Source organism: Rhizobium sp. KNZ14-9A, from assembly GCF_056755015.1.
In genome coordinates, this window is sequence record NZ_JBPGXB010000002.1 from 2624188 (window position 1) to 2642727 (window position 18540).

Annotated in this window: 16 protein-coding genes; 7 read left to right on the top strand and 9 right to left on the bottom strand. The window is 61.5% G+C overall.

All coding sequences use genetic code 11. From position 1 onward, the window contains the following. Nucleotide 1: 1 nt before the first annotated feature. Complete coding sequence (locus tag ACR9ZQ_RS19795; protein ID WP_310382781.1) at nucleotides 2–1492, top strand: ArnT family glycosyltransferase; 1491 nt, start codon at nucleotides 2–4, stop codon at nucleotides 1490–1492. Here the strand turns inward: ACR9ZQ_RS19795 and ACR9ZQ_RS19800 are convergent. Next, nucleotides 1489–2856, bottom strand: coding sequence for an aspartate aminotransferase family protein (locus ACR9ZQ_RS19800; RefSeq protein WP_310382780.1), 1368 nt, complete (start codon nucleotides 2854–2856; stop codon nucleotides 1489–1491). The genes ACR9ZQ_RS19795 and ACR9ZQ_RS19800 overlap by 4 nt on opposite strands. A 45-nt stretch (nucleotides 2857–2901) precedes the next feature. On the opposite strand from ACR9ZQ_RS19800, the gene ACR9ZQ_RS19805 reads away from it, so the two are divergent. Both ACR9ZQ_RS19805 and ACR9ZQ_RS19810 read left to right on the top strand, forming a co-directional pair. Further along, the gene (locus ACR9ZQ_RS19805; RefSeq protein ID WP_405049715.1) at nucleotides 2902–4278 is read left to right on the top strand and encodes a glutamine synthetase family protein; all 1377 of its coding nucleotides are present in this window, start codon (nucleotides 2902–2904) and stop codon (nucleotides 4276–4278) included. A gap of 164 nt (nucleotides 4279–4442) precedes the next feature. Beyond that, nucleotides 4443–6221: a GGDEF domain-containing protein gene (locus ACR9ZQ_RS19810; protein WP_310382778.1), complete on the top strand. Its 1779-nt coding sequence runs from the start codon at nucleotides 4443–4445 to the stop codon at nucleotides 6219–6221. A 3-nt stretch (nucleotides 6222–6224) separates the two neighbouring features. On the opposite strand, the gene ACR9ZQ_RS19815 is transcribed toward ACR9ZQ_RS19810, so the two are convergent. After that, the gene (locus ACR9ZQ_RS19815) at nucleotides 6225–7169 is read right to left on the bottom strand and encodes a diacylglycerol/lipid kinase family protein (RefSeq protein ID WP_113324182.1); all 945 of its coding nucleotides are present in this window, start codon (nucleotides 7167–7169) and stop codon (nucleotides 6225–6227) included. A gap of 302 nt (nucleotides 7170–7471) precedes the next feature. On the opposite strand from ACR9ZQ_RS19815, the gene ACR9ZQ_RS19820 reads away from it, so the two are divergent. Continuing rightward, a complete protein-coding gene (locus tag ACR9ZQ_RS19820) occupies nucleotides 7472–8704 on the top strand; it encodes an MFS transporter (RefSeq protein ID WP_029868605.1) in 1233 nt (410 codons plus the stop codon). Here the strand turns inward: ACR9ZQ_RS19820 and ACR9ZQ_RS19825 are convergent. Continuing rightward, a complete protein-coding gene (locus ACR9ZQ_RS19825) occupies nucleotides 8672–9073 on the bottom strand; it encodes a winged helix-turn-helix transcriptional regulator (RefSeq protein WP_029868604.1) in 402 nt (133 codons plus the stop codon). The genes ACR9ZQ_RS19820 and ACR9ZQ_RS19825 overlap by 33 nt on opposite strands. A gap of 104 nt (nucleotides 9074–9177) precedes the next feature. On the opposite strand from ACR9ZQ_RS19825, the gene ACR9ZQ_RS19830 reads away from it, so the two are divergent. Continuing rightward, nucleotides 9178–10191 carry a zinc-binding alcohol dehydrogenase family protein gene (locus ACR9ZQ_RS19830; protein WP_029868603.1) on the top strand — a complete coding sequence of 338 codons (1014 nt, stop codon included), beginning with the start codon at nucleotides 9178–9180 and terminating at the stop codon, nucleotides 10189–10191. 316 nt (nucleotides 10192–10507) lie between these two features. Beyond that, entirely contained in the window at nucleotides 10508–11881 is a 1374-nt protein-coding gene (gene mgtE, locus ACR9ZQ_RS19835; protein ID WP_481428608.1) for a magnesium transporter, read from the top strand. A gap of 316 nt (nucleotides 11882–12197) precedes the next feature. Here mgtE and ACR9ZQ_RS19840 read toward each other — a convergent pair whose 3' ends face one another. From ACR9ZQ_RS19840 to ACR9ZQ_RS19860, 5 genes are all read right to left on the bottom strand, one after another. Beyond that, on the bottom strand, nucleotides 12198–13010 hold the full coding sequence (locus ACR9ZQ_RS19840; protein WP_310382774.1) for an ABC transporter ATP-binding protein: 813 nt from the start codon (nucleotides 13008–13010) through the stop codon (nucleotides 12198–12200). Further along, nucleotides 13007–14011 (bottom strand): FecCD family ABC transporter permease, encoded by a 1005-nt coding sequence (locus ACR9ZQ_RS19845; RefSeq protein ID WP_481428609.1) that lies wholly within the window; start codon nucleotides 14009–14011, stop codon nucleotides 13007–13009. Before ACR9ZQ_RS19845 ends, ACR9ZQ_RS19840 begins: the two co-directional genes overlap by 4 nt. Beyond that, nucleotides 14008–15021 (bottom strand): FecCD family ABC transporter permease, encoded by a 1014-nt coding sequence (locus tag ACR9ZQ_RS19850; RefSeq protein WP_481428610.1) that lies wholly within the window; start codon nucleotides 15019–15021, stop codon nucleotides 14008–14010. The genes ACR9ZQ_RS19845 and ACR9ZQ_RS19850 overlap by 4 nt, the downstream gene beginning before the upstream one ends. Nucleotides 15022–15027: 6 nt before the next feature. Then, nucleotides 15028–15960, bottom strand: a complete 933-nt coding sequence (locus tag ACR9ZQ_RS19855) for an ABC transporter substrate-binding protein (RefSeq protein ID WP_481428611.1) — start codon at nucleotides 15958–15960, stop codon at nucleotides 15028–15030. A 134-nt stretch (nucleotides 15961–16094) separates the two neighbouring features. Beyond that, a complete protein-coding gene (locus ACR9ZQ_RS19860) occupies nucleotides 16095–16568 on the bottom strand; it encodes an Lrp/AsnC family transcriptional regulator (protein ID WP_481428612.1) in 474 nt (157 codons plus the stop codon). A gap of 144 nt (nucleotides 16569–16712) precedes the next feature. On the opposite strand from ACR9ZQ_RS19860, the gene ACR9ZQ_RS19865 reads away from it, so the two are divergent. Then, complete coding sequence (locus ACR9ZQ_RS19865) at nucleotides 16713–17618, top strand: EamA family transporter (RefSeq protein WP_029868658.1); 906 nt, start codon at nucleotides 16713–16715, stop codon at nucleotides 17616–17618. A gap of 77 nt (nucleotides 17619–17695) precedes the next feature. On the opposite strand, the gene ACR9ZQ_RS19870 is transcribed toward ACR9ZQ_RS19865, so the two are convergent. Then, entirely contained in the window at nucleotides 17696–18316 is a 621-nt protein-coding gene (locus tag ACR9ZQ_RS19870; RefSeq protein WP_481428613.1) for a L,D-transpeptidase, read from the bottom strand. Between the last annotated feature and the right edge of the window lie 224 nt (nucleotides 18317–18540).

Consider the following 18540-nt stretch of genomic DNA (forward strand, 5'->3'; position numbering starts at 1 on the left):
CGTGCAGAGCCTTTTCAGCCGCCGGCCACATCTGATCCTGGCGGTGCTCGGAACCTATTTTCTGCTCCACCTGATCGTGCGGCTCAGCATCCCCAATGCGCTGGAGCTGGACGAGGCGGAGCAGATGCTGCTCTCGCAGTGGTTCGCCTTCGGCTATAATTCGCAGCCGCCCTTCTACAATTGGGTGCAGTATGGCGTGACATCGCTCGTCGGCGTCTCGCTCTTTTCGCTGTCGCTCCTCAAATGCAGCATGCTGTTCCTCTCCTACACCTTCTACTGGCTGACGGCGCGGCTGACATTGAAGAACAGCAGCTTGGTCGTGGTGGCGACGCTTGGCCTCCTCACCGTGCCGCAGGTCGTCTTCGAGGCGCAGCGCGATCTGACGCATTCGGTGGCGACGATCTTTGCCGGCTCGCTGTTCCTCTACGGCTTTTTCCGGACGCTGAAGACGCCCTCGGCAATCTCCTATGCCATCGTCGGCATTGCGACCGGCATCGGCATGATATCGAAGTATAATTTCGCGCTTCTTCCTGCCGCCGCTCTGGTCGCCGCCCTCATCGACACCGATTTCCGCAAGCGGATTTTCGACTGGCGGCTTGCGCTGACGATCGTCTTGTCGATCGCTATCGTGCTACCGCACGCGCTGTGGTTCCTGCAGCATTTCGACCTTGCGGTCGATCGCACGCTGCACAAGATGACCGGTGCGGGTGAAGGCTTTCTGTCGCAGGTATCGACCGGCTTTTTCCGCTTCATCTCCGCGATGGTCGGCATCGCCGGCGTCTCGGTCGTCATTTTTCTGGCGCTCTTTGCCAAATCGCTGCGGGCAATGTGGCGCGCTTCCAGCCGCTGGACACGAATTGCCGGGCGCATCCTGCTGATCGAGATCGGCGCCATTGCGCTGATGATCCTGCTTGCGGGCGTCGACAACGTCGCCGACCGATGGCTGACACCACTCTTCCTCATCCTGCCGCTCTATATCTGCATGAAGGCCGATAGTGCCGAAGTCGATGCAGGAGCGCCCTTGCGGAAATCGCTTGCTGTTGGTGGCGTGATCATGGGCGTCGTGTTGGCTGTACTCGCCATGCGCGCCTATTACGGCCCGCTCCTCGGCAAGTATCAGCGGCTGAACATCCCCTATGCCAGCTTCGCCGAGACGATCCGCAAGGATATCGGCGGCGAGCCGGGGTTGATCGTCGGTTACGACCCGCATCTCGACGGCAATATGCGGCTGCTGATGCCCGACACCCCGGTGCAGTCCTATTTCTATCCGGACTTCAAGCCGAAGTTCCAGCTGGATGCGAAACATCCCGTCGTCTTCGTCTGGCGCGACGACAAGGGCAGAACGCCGCCGGCCTGGCCGGAATACTATTTCAAGGATGTCATTGCGCAAAACGGCTTGAAGCAGCCGGAGACGCATATCGTTGCCCTGCCTTATATCTATGGCCAGCCGGGTGACACCTATCAATTCGCTTATGCCGTCGCCTATCCCTAAGCGCGTAACTCCTTCCAGGCAGCATCCAACGCAATCTTGGTGATGCGTGCCATCTCATCGACCTCTTCATGGCTGATGACGAGCGGTGGCGAGGCCAGCATGCGGTCTCCGGTGGCGCGCAGCACGAGGCCGTTTGCGAGCGCGTGATTGCGCACCGCCGAGCCGATCGGGTCCGGCTTTTCGAAACGGGTGCGGGTTTTCTTGTCGGCGGCAAGCTGCAGGCCGCCCATCAGGCCGACGCTTTCCGCTTGTCCTACGAAATCATGTTCGGCAAGGGCTCCCCACCTCTTTGCGAAATAGGGGCCGATGTCGTCGCGCACGCGCTCGACCAGTTTCTCCTCCTCAATGATGCGCAGGTTTTCGAGGGCTGCGGCAGCGCAGACCGGGTGGCCGGAATAGGTGAAGCCGTGGTTGAAATCGCCGACCTCGTTGATCAGAACGTCGGCGATGCGATCGCTGACGAGCACGCCGCCGATCGGCAGATAGCCTGATGACAGCCCCTTGGCGATCGGTGCAAAATCCGGCTCGACGCCGAAATATTGATGGCCGAACCATTCACCGAGGCGACCGAAGCCGCAAATGACCTCGTCGGTGACGAGCAGGATGTTGCGCGCCTTGCAGATGCGGTCGATCTCCGGCCAGTAGGTCTCCGGCGGGATGATGACGCCGGCGGCCCCTTGGATCGGCTCGGCGACGAAGGCGGCGACGTTCTCCTCGCCGAGCTCATCGATCTTGGCTTCCAACTCTCGGGCAACCTTCAGCCCGAATTCGGCCGGCGTGAGATCGCCACCCTCCCCATACCAATAGGGCTGGCCGATATGGACGATGCCCGGGATCGGCAGATCGCCCTGTTCATGCATGTATTTCATGCCGCCGAGGCTGGCGCCAGCGACCGTCGAGCCGTGATAGCCATTGCGCCGGGCGATGACCGTCTTCTTCGACGGCTGGCCGACCGCCGCCCAATAGACGCGGGCCATGCGGAACCAAGTGTCGTTCGCCTCCGAGCCTGAGCCGGTGAAGAAGACATGGTTGAAGCGCAGCCCGGCCTTGGACGTCACCTTCTGTGCCAGCAGGGTCGTCGGCGGCGAGGTCGTGCCGAAGAAGGTGTTGTAATAGGGAAGCTCGTTCATCTGCTTTACAACAGCATCGGCGATTTCCTTGCGGCCATAGCCGATATTGACGCACCAGAGGCCGGCGAAGCCATCGAGATATTTTTTGCCGTTGTTATCGAAGATATGCACGCCCTCGCCGCGCTGGATGATGCGCGTGCCGTCGGCATTCAGTTTCTTCATGTCGGAGAAGGGATGCAGATGATGGGCGGCATCGATCGCGGCAAGGTTCGACAACGGATAAGTATCGGACATGATTAGACCTTCGGATTGAAAGGCTTTCGGTGATAGTTTACGACCTTGGCCTTCTGCGAGAGGATTTTCAAGGTCATGGCGAGCAAGGGCAAAGAGGCTGGAGAGGGCGATCCGCGTTTCGAGATCCTGGTTGTCGGCATGAATGGCGATCTGCGCGGCAAGCAACTGCCGCTTTCGGCCGAAAAGAAAGTCTGGGCTGGCGACATCCGCCTGCCGACCTCCACGCAGTCGCTCGATATCTGGGGCGATGACAATGACGACATCACCGGCCTGTCGCTGACAATCGGCGACCCCGACGGCAATGTCATTCCCGACAAGCGCAGCCTGACGCCGATGCCCTGGGCGCCCGAGGGATCGATGCAGGTGCTTGCCATGATGCATGAATTCGACGGCAGCCGCAGCTTCATGGATCCGCGCAGCATTCTCGCTTCCGTGCTTGAACGCTATGCCGAACGCTGGCTGACGCCCGTCGTCGCGACCGAGCTGGAATTTTATGTGGTTGAGGAGAACTGGCGCGAGACGGGCATTCCCTCCCCGCCTGCAAGCCTCACCTATCGCGGCAATCCGAACGGCTTCCAGCTCTACGACATGAGCGCCGTCGATGCACTCGACGACTACCTGCAGACGCTGCGCGCCTACGCCAAGGCGATGAACCTGCCGGCGGAGGCAACGACGGCGGAATTCGGGCCCGGCCAGTTCGAGGTCAACCTGCTGCACCGGCCCGATGCGCTGGCTGCGGCCGACGACTGCCTCTACCTGAAACGCGTTGCCGAACAGGCGGCGCGCAAGCACGGGCTGAAATCGACCTGCATGGCCAAGCCCTATTCGGACCAGGCGGGATCGGGTCTGCATGTGCATGCCAGCATCATCGACAGGGATGGCAACAATATCCTCGATGCCAAGGGCAGCGAGCCGACACTTCTGAAATCGGTGACGGCAGGCATGCTGCAGACCATGCAGGAGGCGCAGCTCGTCTTCGCCCCCTTTGCCAATTCCTATCGCCGCTTCCAGCCGGGCTCGTTTGCGCCGACCGATCTGACCTGGGGTAGCGGGCATCGCGGCACGGCAATCCGCATTCCTGATAGCAACGGGCCGGCGGCGCGCATCGAGCACCGCGTGGCGGGTGCGGATGCCAATCCCTATCTGCTGCTGGCGACGATCCTCGGCGGCATGCTGCTCGGCCTCGACGGAGATCTCGATCCCGGCGAGGAAACGACGCCCGCCTATACGCCACCGGGCGCGAAGCGTCTGACGCATGATTTCCTGACGGCGGTCGAGGCCTTCCGGCAGTCGGCCTTCATCGCCAATATCTTTGGCGACAAGTATCGAAAGTTGTATGGCGATACGAAGTACAAGGAAGCAATAGCGTACCTGCGCACCGTGTCGGATTTCGACTATCGTACTTATCTTGCGCGCCTGTAGTTAATAGCGCCCGTCACATAACTTACACCTAGATGCTTTTCTTAACCCTGTTGGCATTATCGATGACCTATACTCGAAATCGGTAATATATGCCCGGTATCAGCATATTCAGTAAACCGGCAACGGGGCCGGATTGGATGACGAGTTGAAAGGGATCCGGTTTGATGAACCGCATCACTCTTGAGGGAAAGCTGCTCTTTGCAACCGTCATCGTGGCGTTTCTGACCCTCATTCTGACAGCCAGCGCTCTCATTCCGACTTATGAAAGCTACCGCTCGACCCACGACAATCTGCTGGCTGTAGAGCGCTTCCGCCAGGTTCTGGAAGCGGCGAGCCGCATGTCGGCGGAGCGCGGACCGGCCAACGACATCATGGCGATAGAGCCAAATAGCAGCGCGCCCGCAACAGAGCGTTTAAAGGTCTTCCGGCGCATCAGCGATCTCTCGCTCGAGGCGCTCGATGAGCCGCCCGAAGTCGATCTATCCTCCTCGCTTCCCGATCTCCAGGGGGCGCTCTCTGAGACAAGGGCGCAGCTTCGCAGGGCTCGCCAAGCCGTCGACCGCGTTGCCGCAACACCGCTCGCCGACCGCGAGCCCGGCGATGTGCAAAACGCGATCGGCGAAATGATCGAGGTGATCGAAACATTCCAGCATGTCGTCGACTGGCACATAGCCGCTTTCACCACCCGCCGGTCGGAACTGACCGCGCCATTCCTGACGGGGCGGATGATCAGCGACATGCGCGAATATGGGGGCCGGGCCGCCTCGCAGATCATGGGTCCGATTGCCACCCGCCAGCCTTTACGCGACAGCCATATCACCGACGCGAACCGCACCATTGGCCGGCTTCTGGAACTGCGTGCGCTGATGCAGGGCCAGACGATCGTCAGCGATCGCGAGGCGCTCTCTGCGCAGCTCATGAAGGATGTCGATACGATCTTTTTCGGGTCTGGCCTCGAACTCGTCAAGATATTGATCGAGCAAGGCAAGATCTCGGGGGACTATTCGGTTTCCGCAGTTGACCTGACACGCGACTATGTTCCGACGCTGCAGCCGCTGGAGCGGCTGCGTACGGTCTTTCTCGACGATGTGGTGAAGCGCTACCGGACCCAGCACTACGCCGCTTCCTATCGCCTGGCGGTCATCGCTGTGATCACGGCCTCCGCTCTTGCGGTGCTGTTTACGCTCTTCCGCTCCATCCGCCTGCACATGCTCGGTCCGCTGCTGACGGCACGACGCCAGATCATCGCGCTCGCAGACGGCAGTCCCGCGACCGACCTGGAGACGATCTCCAAGGCGCCGGAGATGCGCAGCCTGTTCGAGGCGCTGGAATTGCTGCGCGGCAAGCTGGACGAACGGGCCGAATATGAGGCCCGCCTGAAGATGCAGGCCGAAAAGGACGGGCTGACCGGTGTCTGGAACCGCCGGGCGCTGGAAGGCTTCGGCAATGCCCCTTCGGAGCGCGAGGAAGATGTCTGCCTGATGCTGATCGATATCGATCACTTCAAGACGGTGAACGACACCTATGGCCATCTGACGGGCGACGCCGTGCTCATCGAAATCGCCACCCTGCTGCAGGGCGCGATGCGTCCGACGGACATCGTCGCGCGCTATGGGGGCGAGGAATTCGCCGTTCTCGTTTCCACATCCGATCTTTCGAACACCTTGGATTTTGCCGAAGAACTTCGCAGCCGCATTCAGGCGCATGTCATCCGTGACGCGGAAACCGGCGTCGCTCTCTCGATCACTGTCAGCATCGGCGTCGCCTCCGGCGCCTGTGGTGCTGAAGGCTGGCGACAGCTCATCGCATCAGCCGACGAAGCGCTGTACTGCGCCAAGAAGAAGGGGCGCAATCGCACCTGTGTTTTCGGCGACGAGGCGGACCGGGATATCGTCGAAAGCGCTCTCATTCCTTTCAGGGCCAGACGCTCCGCTTCGTTCTGAAAATCACGCGGCCGGTTCGCGCCGCTCCCTCTCGCCTTCCTGCGCGGCCAATCCCTGCTTGACCAGCACCTTCAATTCGCCCGGATGCAGCTTGACGGTGACATCGCGCTCCAGCGGCAGAAGCTCGCCATCCATCACGCAGTTCGCCTTGGCGCGCAACTTCGGGAAGTGCAGATGCACCTCGGCCGGATGCAGGACCATGACCGCATCGTTTTCCCGGAATCTGCCGCGCAGCATGTCGATCGCCAACCGTGCGACGCCGAGCGGTTTCAGCGGTTTTGCCGTGTAGAAGCCGAGTTCGCCGCTGCGCAGATTGTCGGCATAGAGCAGCGCGTTTTCGCCGAAGGGGTTGTTGGAGACTGATATCGCCGAGACGCGTCGGGTCTCCTTCATGCCAGCCGCCTCGAACTCGACCTCGAATTCCGGCGGATTGAAGACGACGCCGAAGGCAGCGCGAGTGCTGGCGCCCATCTTTCCGAGGCGGGAGCGGTAGCTGTAGGAATTGCGGTAGCGCACCATGCGCGCATGCAGGCCGGCGGAGAACTGGTGGATGAACGGCCTTCCGTTGGCGCTGGCAATATCGATATTGTCGACTTCGCCGAAAGCCAGCACATCGAGCGCCTGCCAGATATCGAGCGGCACTTTCAGGGAGCGGGCAAAGAGGTTCATGGTGCCGGCCGGCACGACGCCGAGCGCCACGCCGTTCTTCCAGGCAATCGATGCGGCCGCCGAAATGGTGCCGTCGCCGCCGCCGGCGACGATGCCGTCGATGTCGTCGCGCCGTGCGGCCCGTTCCATGGCGGGAACGATCTCGTTGCCGGAGAAGACGATCGCTTCGAAATCATGGCCGGCTTCGCGGAAGACTTCTTCCGCGCGTTTCTCATAAGCCTGCATGTCCGTCGTTCTGAAGGTACCGCCGTCGCGATTGAAAAAACCGACGAGCTTCATGAGGTGCCTGTTCCTATCCCGCTATCCATGCCCTCAAGAAATGGTTGATGCACCTGCGATTTCAAGCCGGATGGTTTTCCGGGTCACATCGCCGAAACGCAAATATTGCAATGGACGTATGCAGATAGCAGGACGCTGCACTGCAAAAAAAGCACTCGACGCTTCCGGTTTCCCGTTCAATAGATGGGATATTGGAGATCATATCTCCGCCCCCCGCCATTTCTGCCCACCAATTGCAAATGACCGGCCCTGCGCGTCCCGCCAGCGGCCGTCGCCAAGCTTAGATCCTCCGAGGACCGCCCGTGAGCCAGGTTGCCGTCAACGATTCCATCGATGATTCTGTCGATTCCGGGCCGGAGGCAGCGCTTCCCTCGGCCATGACCGTTGCCCTGGTCCAACTTGCACTCGCCGCCGGCGGCTTCGGCATCGGCACCGGTGAATTCGCGATCATGGGCCTACTGCCGAATGTGGCCGATACTTTCTCGGTCACGACCCCGCAGGCAGGTTATGTGATCAGCGCCTATGCGCTCGGCGTCGTTATCGGCGCACCTGTCATTGCCGTGCTTGCCGCCAAGATGGCGCGGCGCACGCTGCTGCTCTGCCTCATGCTGCTCTTTGCCGTCGGCAACATCCTGAGCGCCGTCGCACCGACATTCGAGAGCTTCGCGGTGCTGCGCTTCATTACCGGCTTGCCGCACGGCGCCTATTTCGGCGTCGCAGCGCTCGTCGCCGCCTCCATGGTGCCGGTGCATCGCCGCGCACGGGCCGTCGGCCGCGTCATGCTCGGCCTGACGGTCGCAACCCTGCTCGGCACGCCGCTGACGACCTTTTTCGGCCAGGCGCTCGACTGGCAGGTGGCCTTCCTCACCGTCGGCATCATCGGTCTTGTGACGGTCGCCCTCATCTGGTTCTACGTTCCGCACGACAAGGTCGCCGAAGGGGCCAGTGCCCTGCGCGAACTCAGCGCCTTCCGTCGTCCGCAAATCCTGCTGACGCTCGCCATCGCCGCTGTCGGTTATGGCGGCATGTTTGCCATGTTCAGCTATATCGCCTCGACGACGACGCAGGTGGCCATGCTGCCGGAAACGGCCGTTGCGCTTATGCTCGTGCTGTTCGGCGTCGGCATGAATGCCGGCAATGTCATCGGCTCGTGGCTGGCGGACAAGTCGCTGCTCGGCACGATCGGTGGTTCGCTGGTCTATAATATCGTCGTGCTGACGATGTTCTCGCTGACCGCTTCGAACCCCTACATGCTCGGGCTCTGCGTCTTCCTCGTCGGCTGCGGTTTTGCGGCAGGCCCAGCGCTTCAGACGCGCCTGATGGATGTTGCTGCCGATGCGCAGACGCTGGCGGCCGCTTCCAATCACTCGGCTTTCAACATCGCCAACGCACTCGGCGCATGGCTCGGCGGTCTCGTCATTGCCGGCGGCTATGGCTTTGCGGCGACCGGCTATGTCGGCGCCGTCCTGTCCTTCCTCGGCCTCTTCGTCTTTGCGGCGTCGCTACGCTTGGAGCTCCGCAGCCGGAGCGCTTAGCGCCTTTGCGATACGCAGCTCCCGTCCCTCGGGGCTGCAGAAGACGAATTCATCACCCCAGGCAGCGAGAGCCCGGATGACCGGCTTCAGCGTGGAGCCGAGGGGCGTCAGCGCATATTCGACGCGCGGCGGCACGACCGGGTAAACTGTTCGTGAGATCAGACCGGACTCTTCCAGCTCGCGCAGCTGCTTCGTCAGCATGCGCTGGGTTATCGCCGGCAGGTTACGCCTCAGCTCGTTGAAGCGCAAAGTCCTGTCCATCAGGTGGAAAAGGATCACGCCCTTCCACTTTCCATCGAGATAGGTCAGCGTCGCCTCCACCGGGCACCCGGGGAAATTCTCGACCAGTTTGGCGCGCGGGCGTGACATTTACAGTATCCTTTTTGGTACTACGTACAGAATTTGTGCATTCTTGCGTTGCCGGAACATAGGTCGCATCTAGCTCTCGTACAACAGACACAGGAGTTACCAAGATGCGCGCCGTCGCTTACAAGACCCCACAGCCCATCGCCGCCGAAACCTCGCTGATCGATGTCGAACTACCGACGCCCGAGGCCAAGGGCCATGACCTGCTCGTCGAGATCAAGGCCGTCTCCGTCAACCCCGTCGATGTGAAGGTGCGCGCCAACATGGCGCCGCCCGCCGATGAGCTAAAGGTGCTCGGCTTCGATGCCGCCGGCATCGTCAAGGCCGTCGGTTCCGATGTGACGCTGTTTACGCCAGGCGATGAGGTCTTCTATTCCGGTGTCATCAATCGCCCCGGCTCGAATGCCGAGTTCCAGCTCGTCGACGAACGCATCGTCGGCAGGAAACCGAAGACTCTCGACTTCGCCGCAGCGGCCGCCCTGCCGCTGACATCCATCACCGCTTACGAAGCCTTGTTCGACCGCCTGCGCGTCACCGATCCGGTCCCAGGTGCTGCCCCTGCCGTGCTCATCATCGGTGGTGCGGGCGGTGTCGGCTCGATCGCTATCCAGGTCGCCCGCGCGCTGACGGACCTCACCGTTATCGCCACAGCCTCGCGTCCGGAAACGCAGATCTGGGTGAAGGAGCTTGGTGCCCATCACATCGTCGATCATTCGCAGCCGATCGCGCCGCAGGTCGCAGCACTTGGCATCGGAGCGCCGGGCTTCATCTTCTCGACGACGAATACGGACAAGCATGTCGCCGATATCGTCGAAGCGCTCGCGCCGCAAGGCCGCTTCGCACTGATCGACGATCCCAAGACCTTCGATATCGTTCCCTTCAAGCGCAAGGCCGCTTCGGTCCACTGGGAGCTGATGTTTACCCGTCCGCTCTTCGGCACGCCCGACATGATCGAGCAGCACAAGATTCTGAACAAGATTTCCGAGCTCGTCGACGCCGGTAAGATCCGCACGACGCTGTCGGAAACCGTCGGCGCGATCAACGCCACGAACCTGAAAAAGGCGCATGCCATGGTCGAAAGCGGCAAGATGAAGGGCAAGGTCGTCCTCGCCGGGTTCTGAGGTTTTCGAGGTCGAAAATCCGCCTTTTCCGACGCTCGAAATATTGCGTAAAGGATGCTGACCTATAATGCCGCGCCGAGGGTGCGGCATTCTGGCGTTAAGCATTTAAGTAGCTTGACTTTTTCCGCATTCGAGACCACCTAGTGTGACACGTGGATGACGTACGTCGTGCACGGATATCAACGGAGCCATCATCACGATGCCAAGCGACAGTAGCAGTCGATTGCCTTTGCCGTACGCGGCCTTCGTGCGCTGACCTGGTTGCTCCGGGCTCGCCCGATCGGACGCTACGGCGGATCGACGGAAAGGCGAGCCAATGAATATCAATCGCTTCCCTCTGCGGGCCGGCTATGCCGCCCGTGCGTTCATGAATAACAGCCGTGTTGCGTCCATCGCCGAGCGCGTGGAATCGCTGAACGGGCTTGCCCCGGCTGAAGCCGGCCGCATCCTCTCGCGGATGCCGCAGGAATATGCCGTCAACATTCTCGACCGTCCGGAGCTGCGCAACGCACCGGCCATTCTGGCGCTGATGGACAGTGCGGATTCGGCCCGGCTGCTGCACGGCATGTCGAACGACCGCGTCGCCGACGTCCTGCTGGAACTCGACATCGATGACCGCGTACGCCTGTTCTCCAGCCTGGAAGAACCCGTCCGCATCGCCATCCAGCACCTGATGGGCTATCCGCCGCGCACGGCCGGCAGCATCATGACGACGGAATTCGTCAGCGTGCCCGATGACTGGACGATCGCTCAGACGCTGGACCATGTCCGGCAGGTCGAACGCTCGCGCGAAACCGTCTATGCGATCTATGTGCTGGATCATAATTCCGGCGCGCTGCTGCATGTGGTCACGCTGCGCCGCCTCATCACCGGCGAGCCCGATGCCTCGATCCTTTCTGTTGCCCAGAAGGGCACGCCGGTTTCGGCCAATGCGCTGATGAAGCAGGAAGATGTCGCGCGGCTGATCCGCAAGCACGACCTCCTGGCACTGCCCGTCGTCGACGACCATGGCATGGTGCTCGGCATCGTAACGGTCGATGACGTCATCGACACGATGATCGCTGATACGACCGAGGCCGCGCAGAAATTCGGCGGTATGGAAGCGCTCGGCAAGCCCTATATGAAGATCAGCTTCGGCGGCATGATCCGCAAGCGTGCGGGCTGGCTCTGTGCCCTCTTCCTCGGTGAAATGCTGACGGCAAGCGCCATGCAGCATTTCGAAGGCGAGCTGGAAAAGGCCGTCGTGCTGACGCTCTTCATTCCGCTGATCATGAGCTCCGGCGGTAACTCCGGTTCGCAGGCGACCTCGCTCATCATCCGGGCGCTTGCCGTCGGCGAGTTGAAGCTGACGGACTGGTGGCGGGTGCTGCTGCGCGAACTGCCGACAGGCATCGTGCTCGGCGCCATTCTCGGGCTTCTCGGCCTGCTGCGCGTGATCTTCTGGCAGACGGCCGGGCTCTATGATTACGGCCCGCACTGGCAGCTGGTCGGCCTGACGGTCTTTGCCGCATTGGTCGGTATCGTCACCTTCGGCTCCATATCGGGTTCGATGCTGCCGTTCATCTTGCAGAAGCTGCGGCTCGATCCGGCAACGGCATCGGCTCCGTTCGTCGCCACGCTGGTCGATGTGACCGGGCTCGTCATCTATTTCTCGGTGGCGCTGCTGATCCTCAGCGGCACGCTGCTGTAGATCCTGCTTCAGATTTCAGGCCGGTCGGCCTGAAATCATCCGCATCCAGAGCTTTGTTCTGATGCAATTCCGGACGAGGCCCTCAGTGCCTGCATAGGATGCATAAGATGCATAGGCAGTTTTCCACTGCTCTATAGGAAATGTCAGATACACACCTGTCATGTCACCATCTGACATTTCCCACACGGCGTATGGAAAATCCTATGCAAGTTATGCATCCTATGCACCCTACCAATGATCTGGCTGGCTCTGCGCAAGAACAGCTCCATCCCATCACCTCAACGCAAAATCGCTGCACATTTTTGTTGGAATGGCTCTAACGTTCGACGAAGGGGAGGCAGAGTGGTGTCCCATCAACGGGATGGGATATCACGACGGCGTCGATGCCGAAGACTGCGCGAATGAGCTCCGGCTTCAGAAGATCGGCAGGGCTGCCTGCCGCGTGAATGCCGCCATCGGCGACCGCGATGATGTGGTCGGCATATTGGGCGGCATGATTGAGATCGTGGACGACCATGACGATGGTGCGTCCACTCTTCTCGTTCAATTCCTTCAACAGTTCCAGAACTTCCAGCTGATGGGCGATGTCGAGATAGGTCGTCGGCTCGTCCAGCAGCAGGATCGGCGTTTCCTGCGCTAGCGCCATGGCGATCCAGGCGCGCTGGCGCTGGCCGCCGGAGAGGCGGTCGAGCGGGCGCTCGGCGAGATCGGTCAGGCCAGTCGCGGCCAGCGATGCCTCGACGATCTGCTCGTCATGGCGCGTCGTGCGCGACAGCATGCCCTTGTGCGGATGGCGGCCGAAGCGGCAGAGCTGGCGCACGGTGAGACCATCGGGTGAAACAGGGCTTTGCGGTAAGAGCGCCAGCGTCTGCGCAATCGTCTTGCCGGGCATGGAAGCGATCGCCTTGCCGTCCAGCGTCACGGTGCCGCCGAGCGGCTGGATGATGCGACCGAGCGCGCGCAGCAGCGTCGATTTGCCGGAGCCGTTGGCGCCGATCAGGGCAGTGATCCTACCGTCGGGGATCGTGACATCGACATGGTCGAGAACCTTGATCGCGGCATAGCCGAGCGTCAGATCCTTGACGGAGAGGCGCGAATGGGCGACATCAATCATACCTGCATCAGTCATGGGCGGCCTGCCTCCTTGATTAGCAGGAAAATGAGATAGGGACCGCCGATCACGGCAGCGACGATGCCGGCCGGGATCTCGTTCGGCAAGGCCACCAGCCGGCCGATCAGATCGGCAGCGGAAAGCGTCAGGGCGCCGATCAGGGCGCTTACTGGCACCATGTGGCGGGCGCGCGGGCCGACGAGCAGCCGGGCGGCATGCGGTGACAACAGGCCGAGGAAGCCCATGCTGCCGACGGCGGCGACACTGCCGGCGCAGAGCAGCACCGAGACGACGATGAGGCCGCCGCGCAGGAGACCGGGCGAGATACCCAGGCTCGTCAACGTATCGTCGCCGAAACCGCCGGCATCAAGCCGGATGGTGGCGATCAGCACGAAAGGCAGGCAGGCGATGAGCCAGAGCGAGAGAGCGACCACATCGGTCATCGTCGAGCCATAGACGCTGCCTGCAAGCCAGACCATCGACTGGTCGGCGCGGGTCGGGACGAGCACCATGACATATTGCATCAACGCCTGGGCCAGCATGCCGAGCGCGACGCCGACGAGCGCCAATGCCGCTATGCCGCCACCGAAGCTGCAGCCGATCGCGAGCAGCACCAAAGCGCCGGCAACCGCGCCAGCGATGACACCTGATGGAATGGCCCAGACGGCCCAGGCCGGCGGGGTGAAGAGACCGGCGAGAAAGGCGCCGAGGCCGGCCCATTTGGTGATGCCGACCACATCGGGTGAGGCCAGCGGATTGCGCAGCGCACCTTGCAGGAAGGTGCCGGCAATGCCGAGCGAGGCCCCGGCGAGGATGGAAACGATGACGCGCGGGGCGCGGTACTGCATGACGATGAAGGCGCTCTTGCCGCCGGCGATACCATCCAGCACCTGGCCGACCGAGAGCGTGACGGCGCCGATCGTCATGCCGAGCACGGCAATGATGAGGATGAGAACAGCGACGACGAGGCAGACGCTTGCCGCACGCAGGCTCTTCGATGGCAAGGCCGCACTGGTCATTTTGCCCTCTGCCGCCAGAGGATGGCGACGAAAGCCGGCGCGCCGATCAGGGCCGTCACGATACCGACAGGGGTTTCGGCCGGAAAAGCGGCGACGCGGCCCAAGAGATCGGCGGCAGTGAGCAGCAAGGGACCGGTGACGGCGCTCAGCACAATCACTGTCAGCTGGTCGTTGCCGGCGAGACGCCGCACGATATGTGGCACCAGCAGGCCGATGAAGCCAATCGGGCCGCTGACGGCGACGGCGGAGCCGGCGAGAATGACGATCAGCATTGCAGCAAGGCCGCCGACACGCCGGGCATTCTGGCCAAGCGAAACACCGGTGGTCTCATCGAGCGCCAGCACCCCGAAATGACGACCGGCGATGAAGGCGATCCCCCCGCCGAGAAGCGTGAAGGGCAGTATGATCCAGACCTTGCTCCATTGCGCGCCATTGATGGAGCCGGCGAGCCAATAGACGATATCCTGACCGGCATTGTTGGCAATGAGGATCGCCTGCACGAGGGCGGCAAGCACGAGCTGGATGGAGATGCCAGCAAGGGCCAGCTTCATCTCGTTCATGGCGCCCGATACCGACAGTGCCCACATGGCGAGACCTACGGCGGCAGCACCAATGAAGGCCGGCCAGACCGTGCCGCCGGCACTCAGGCCGGGCATGGCGATGAGAGAGATGACGATGACCAGTGAGGCCCCGGCATTGATGCCGAAGGTCTGTGGCGAAGCGAGCGAATTGCGGGTCAGCGTCTGGATCAGCACGCCGGCAACGGCGAGATTGGCGCCGACCAGCATGGCGAGCATTGCCCGCGGCAGGCGCACATCCCAGACCAGCGCGCTATCCGGCGAGCCGTCGGGTGCAAACAGCAGATGAAGCGCGCGGGCGACCGGCAATTCGGAGACGCCGAAGGAAATGCCGGCGAGAATAACCATGGCGAGCGCCAGCAACAGGCAGAGTGCCAGCAGCACGGGGCTGCCGGTTTCATGCCGCATGGCTGCACCGCCTTTTGTCGTCATTGGCGCTTATCCGGCCTGATAGACCTTGGCGAGGATTTCGCGAGCGATCATCTCTGCCGTCGTCAATCCGCGGAAACGGGAAAACTGGTTGCGGTCGACCTGAAAGACCATGCCGGTTTTCACCGCCGCAATGTTGTTGAAGGCGGTGTTGCTCTTCCACTGGTCGAACACGGTGGCGCCGGTATCGGTCGCAACCAAAAATACGTCCGGATTGATGGCGACGAGACGCTCGATCCCCGCCCCGCTTTCTACGGCATCGCTGGAATCGATCGCCGGCGTCAGGCCCATGGCCTTGAAGACGGAACCGGTGAAGGAGGAGGAGCTATGCAGGCTCATGGAATCCGGATTGGCGACGGCGAGCAGGAAGCGGCGCTTTTCGCCGGCCGGGATCTTTGCGACCAGTCCGGCGATGACGGCCTCATGGGCGGCGAGCGCCTGTTCACCCTTCGCCTTTTCGCCCAGGGCATCGGCGATGGTTATGACCGAAGATTTGATAGTCTCGTAGCTGCCTTCCCAGCTGTTCAGCACGATGGTCGGCGCAATGGCACTCAATTGTTCGTAGATCGCCGAATGGCGGAGTTCATCGGCAATGATGAGATCGGGCGTCAGGGCGGCGACGAGCTCAAGATTGGGCTCCAGCCGCGTGCCGACCGAGCTGTAGTCGATCTTCTTGCCGAGAAGCTGTTCGATACGCTTCGGCTGGTTGTCGTCGGTAATGCCAACCGGCACGACATCGACTGCATTCAGCGCCTGCACGAAGGAGAATTCGAGGGCGACGACACGCTGCGGCTTGCCGGAGATTTCGGTGGTGCCGAGCTCGTGTTTGATCGTGCGCTTGTCATCATCGGCAAGGGCAATGCCCGGTACGGCAGCGGCGGCACAGGCCGAGAGCAACAGGCCGAACTGGCGGCGCGACAGCGGAATATCAAAAACGCTCACGGCAAATGTCCTCATACTGAAATGATCACCGGCCCTCACACCGGATGAGACACCCGCTACAGAAGTGAAGTGAATTTTTCAAGTAAAGTTTACAAAAACAATCACCTTATTGGGATGCCTTGTTGAGGTGTGCGTCAATTGCGCTCGGGCAGCTTCAGTGGTCCATGCGTCTTGATGCTGCGGATGGCGAAATTCGAGCGGATATCGGTGACATTCGGCAGGGTCAGCAGTGTCTCCGTCAACAGCCGCTCATAGGCCGAGAGGTCTTCGACCACGACTTCGGCGAGGAAATCGGCCGTGCCCGAGATCAGGAAACAGGAGACGATTTCGGGGATGGCGAGCAGTGCCGCCTGCTGGGCCTCGGAATTTTCCCGGCTGTGATGGGCGACCTTGAATTCGACGAAGATGGTGAGGCCAAGGCCGACCTCCTTGCGGTCGATATCGGCCGTGTAGCGGCGGATGACGCCCATCTTTTCAAGGTTTCGGATGCGGCGCAGGCAGGGTGATGGCGAGAGGTTCACCTTCTCGGCGATCTCGACATTGGTGGCGCGCGCATCCTCCTGCAGGCACTTCAGGATGGCGATATCGAATTTATCAAGATTTGGCATGTTTGTGAAATCCATCGGCATAAATTGGCAGATTATTGCGCATAGCACGTTTTTTGAGCCACAGATAGCAAGGACATGCCTCGGCCTCTGGCGCTAATCTTCCTGTCAACCGGATGACATCCGGACGGAGGAAAGGACAGGACGATGAGCACGATCGCATTTTCAAACGAGAAATCGCCTTCGCAAGGCTTGGGTTATGCCGCCGGCACCGTGACCGTGCTGATCTGGTCGACATGGTTTCTCGCGACCCGCCACAGCGCTGCAACGCCGCTCGGTTCGATCGATATCGGCCTCATCCGCTTCGGCATTCCGGCGCTCGTTCTCTCACCGGTCTGGCTACGCACCGGGCTCTTGCCAAAGGGCCTTCCGCTTCATCTGCTGGCAATCATGGTCGCCGGCTGCGGTGCGATCTTCTTCCTGGTGACTACGCTTGCCATTCACTCCACACCGGCGGCCTCGTCGGGTATCCTGCTCGGCGGCTCCATGCCGCTCGCCACCGCCTTGATCGGCATTCTGCTCTTCGGCGAACGGCCGGATGCCACACGCATTGCCGGGCTGGTGGCGATCGTCGCCGGTGTGCTGATCCTGCTCGTGCGCAGCCTTGCCGATGCTTCCCTGCCCTGGACGAGCTTCGTGCTGCTGCCATCAGGCGCCGTTCTCTGGGCAAGCTATACGCATGCCTTCCGCCGCTCGGGTCTGACCGCCATCCAGGCCAGCGCGCTGATCGCCATCTGGTCCTTCCTGATCATGGCCGCCCTTGCGCTGGTCTTCGGCATCTCGCTGCCGCAGGCCCCACTTCCGGAAATCGGCCTGCAGGTTCTGAGCCAGGGCATTCTTTCCGGCCTCGTTGCCATGGTCGCCTACGGCACGGCGGTGCGCACCCTCGGCGGAACGCAGGCTGCGGCTTTCACCGCGCTGACGCCGGTGCTTGCGACACTCGGCGGGGGCTTCCTGCTGGGCGAGCAGATGGGTCTTGCCGAAATCAGCGCGGCCGTGATCACCGGCATCGGCGTGGCGCTCTCGACCGGCATTGCCGCCAAGCGCCGCTGAACATTCGCCAAAAACAAAAGCCGCCGATAGCGATCCGCTGCGGCGGCTTTTGCATGCCTATAATTCGGGCTTCTGGTTCAGGCTGTCGCCTGGATGACGACGACCCTGGCGCCGACTTCGACGCGGCTGTAGAGGTCGATCACGTCGTGGTTCATCATGCGGATGCAGCCGCTCGACATGGCGAGGCCGATCGATTGCGGCTGGTTGGTGCCGTGGATGCGAAAATGCGTATCGTTGCCGCCGCGATAGAGATACATGGCGCGCGCGCCCAGCGGATTGTTCGGGCCGCCCGGCATGCCGCCGGCAAGCTTGCGATAGCGCTCCTCGCGGCGCTGCATGTTTTCCGTCGGCGTCCAGCTCGGCCACTCCGCCTTGCGACCGACATAGGCATTACCGGCAAAGGCCAGACCTTCGCGGCCGACACCGACGCCATAGCGCATCGCCCTGCCATCACCGAGGATATAATAGGCGCGCCGTGCCGGCGTATCGACGACGACAGCGCCCGGCGCATAGCCGCCTTCATAGGTGACTTCGGTGCGGCGCAGCTCCGGCTTGATCTGATCGATCGGCACCTGCCTCAACGGAAATTTCTCATCCGGAAGTGCGGCATAATTCGTCTGGCTATTCAGAGTGGTCGAAGAGCAACCGGCGACAAATAGGGGCAGAGCGATCAGAAAGCCCCGGCGCGAGATCGTCATGAATGTGTCCTTAACGCGTCAAGAAGATGTCGCAGGCTAAGGTTGTTATGGTTAACGAATAGCTAACCCGTTGATCATCCTCATTGCGGACAAAACGTCTTCTCACACATCCAAATAACATCCCGGCCGATACACGTTTAAGATTAGAAATATTATAACTACACTTTAATATAAATATTAATTTGCTACACTCCACCTGCGCGATTATGCGCGAAGAAAATCGT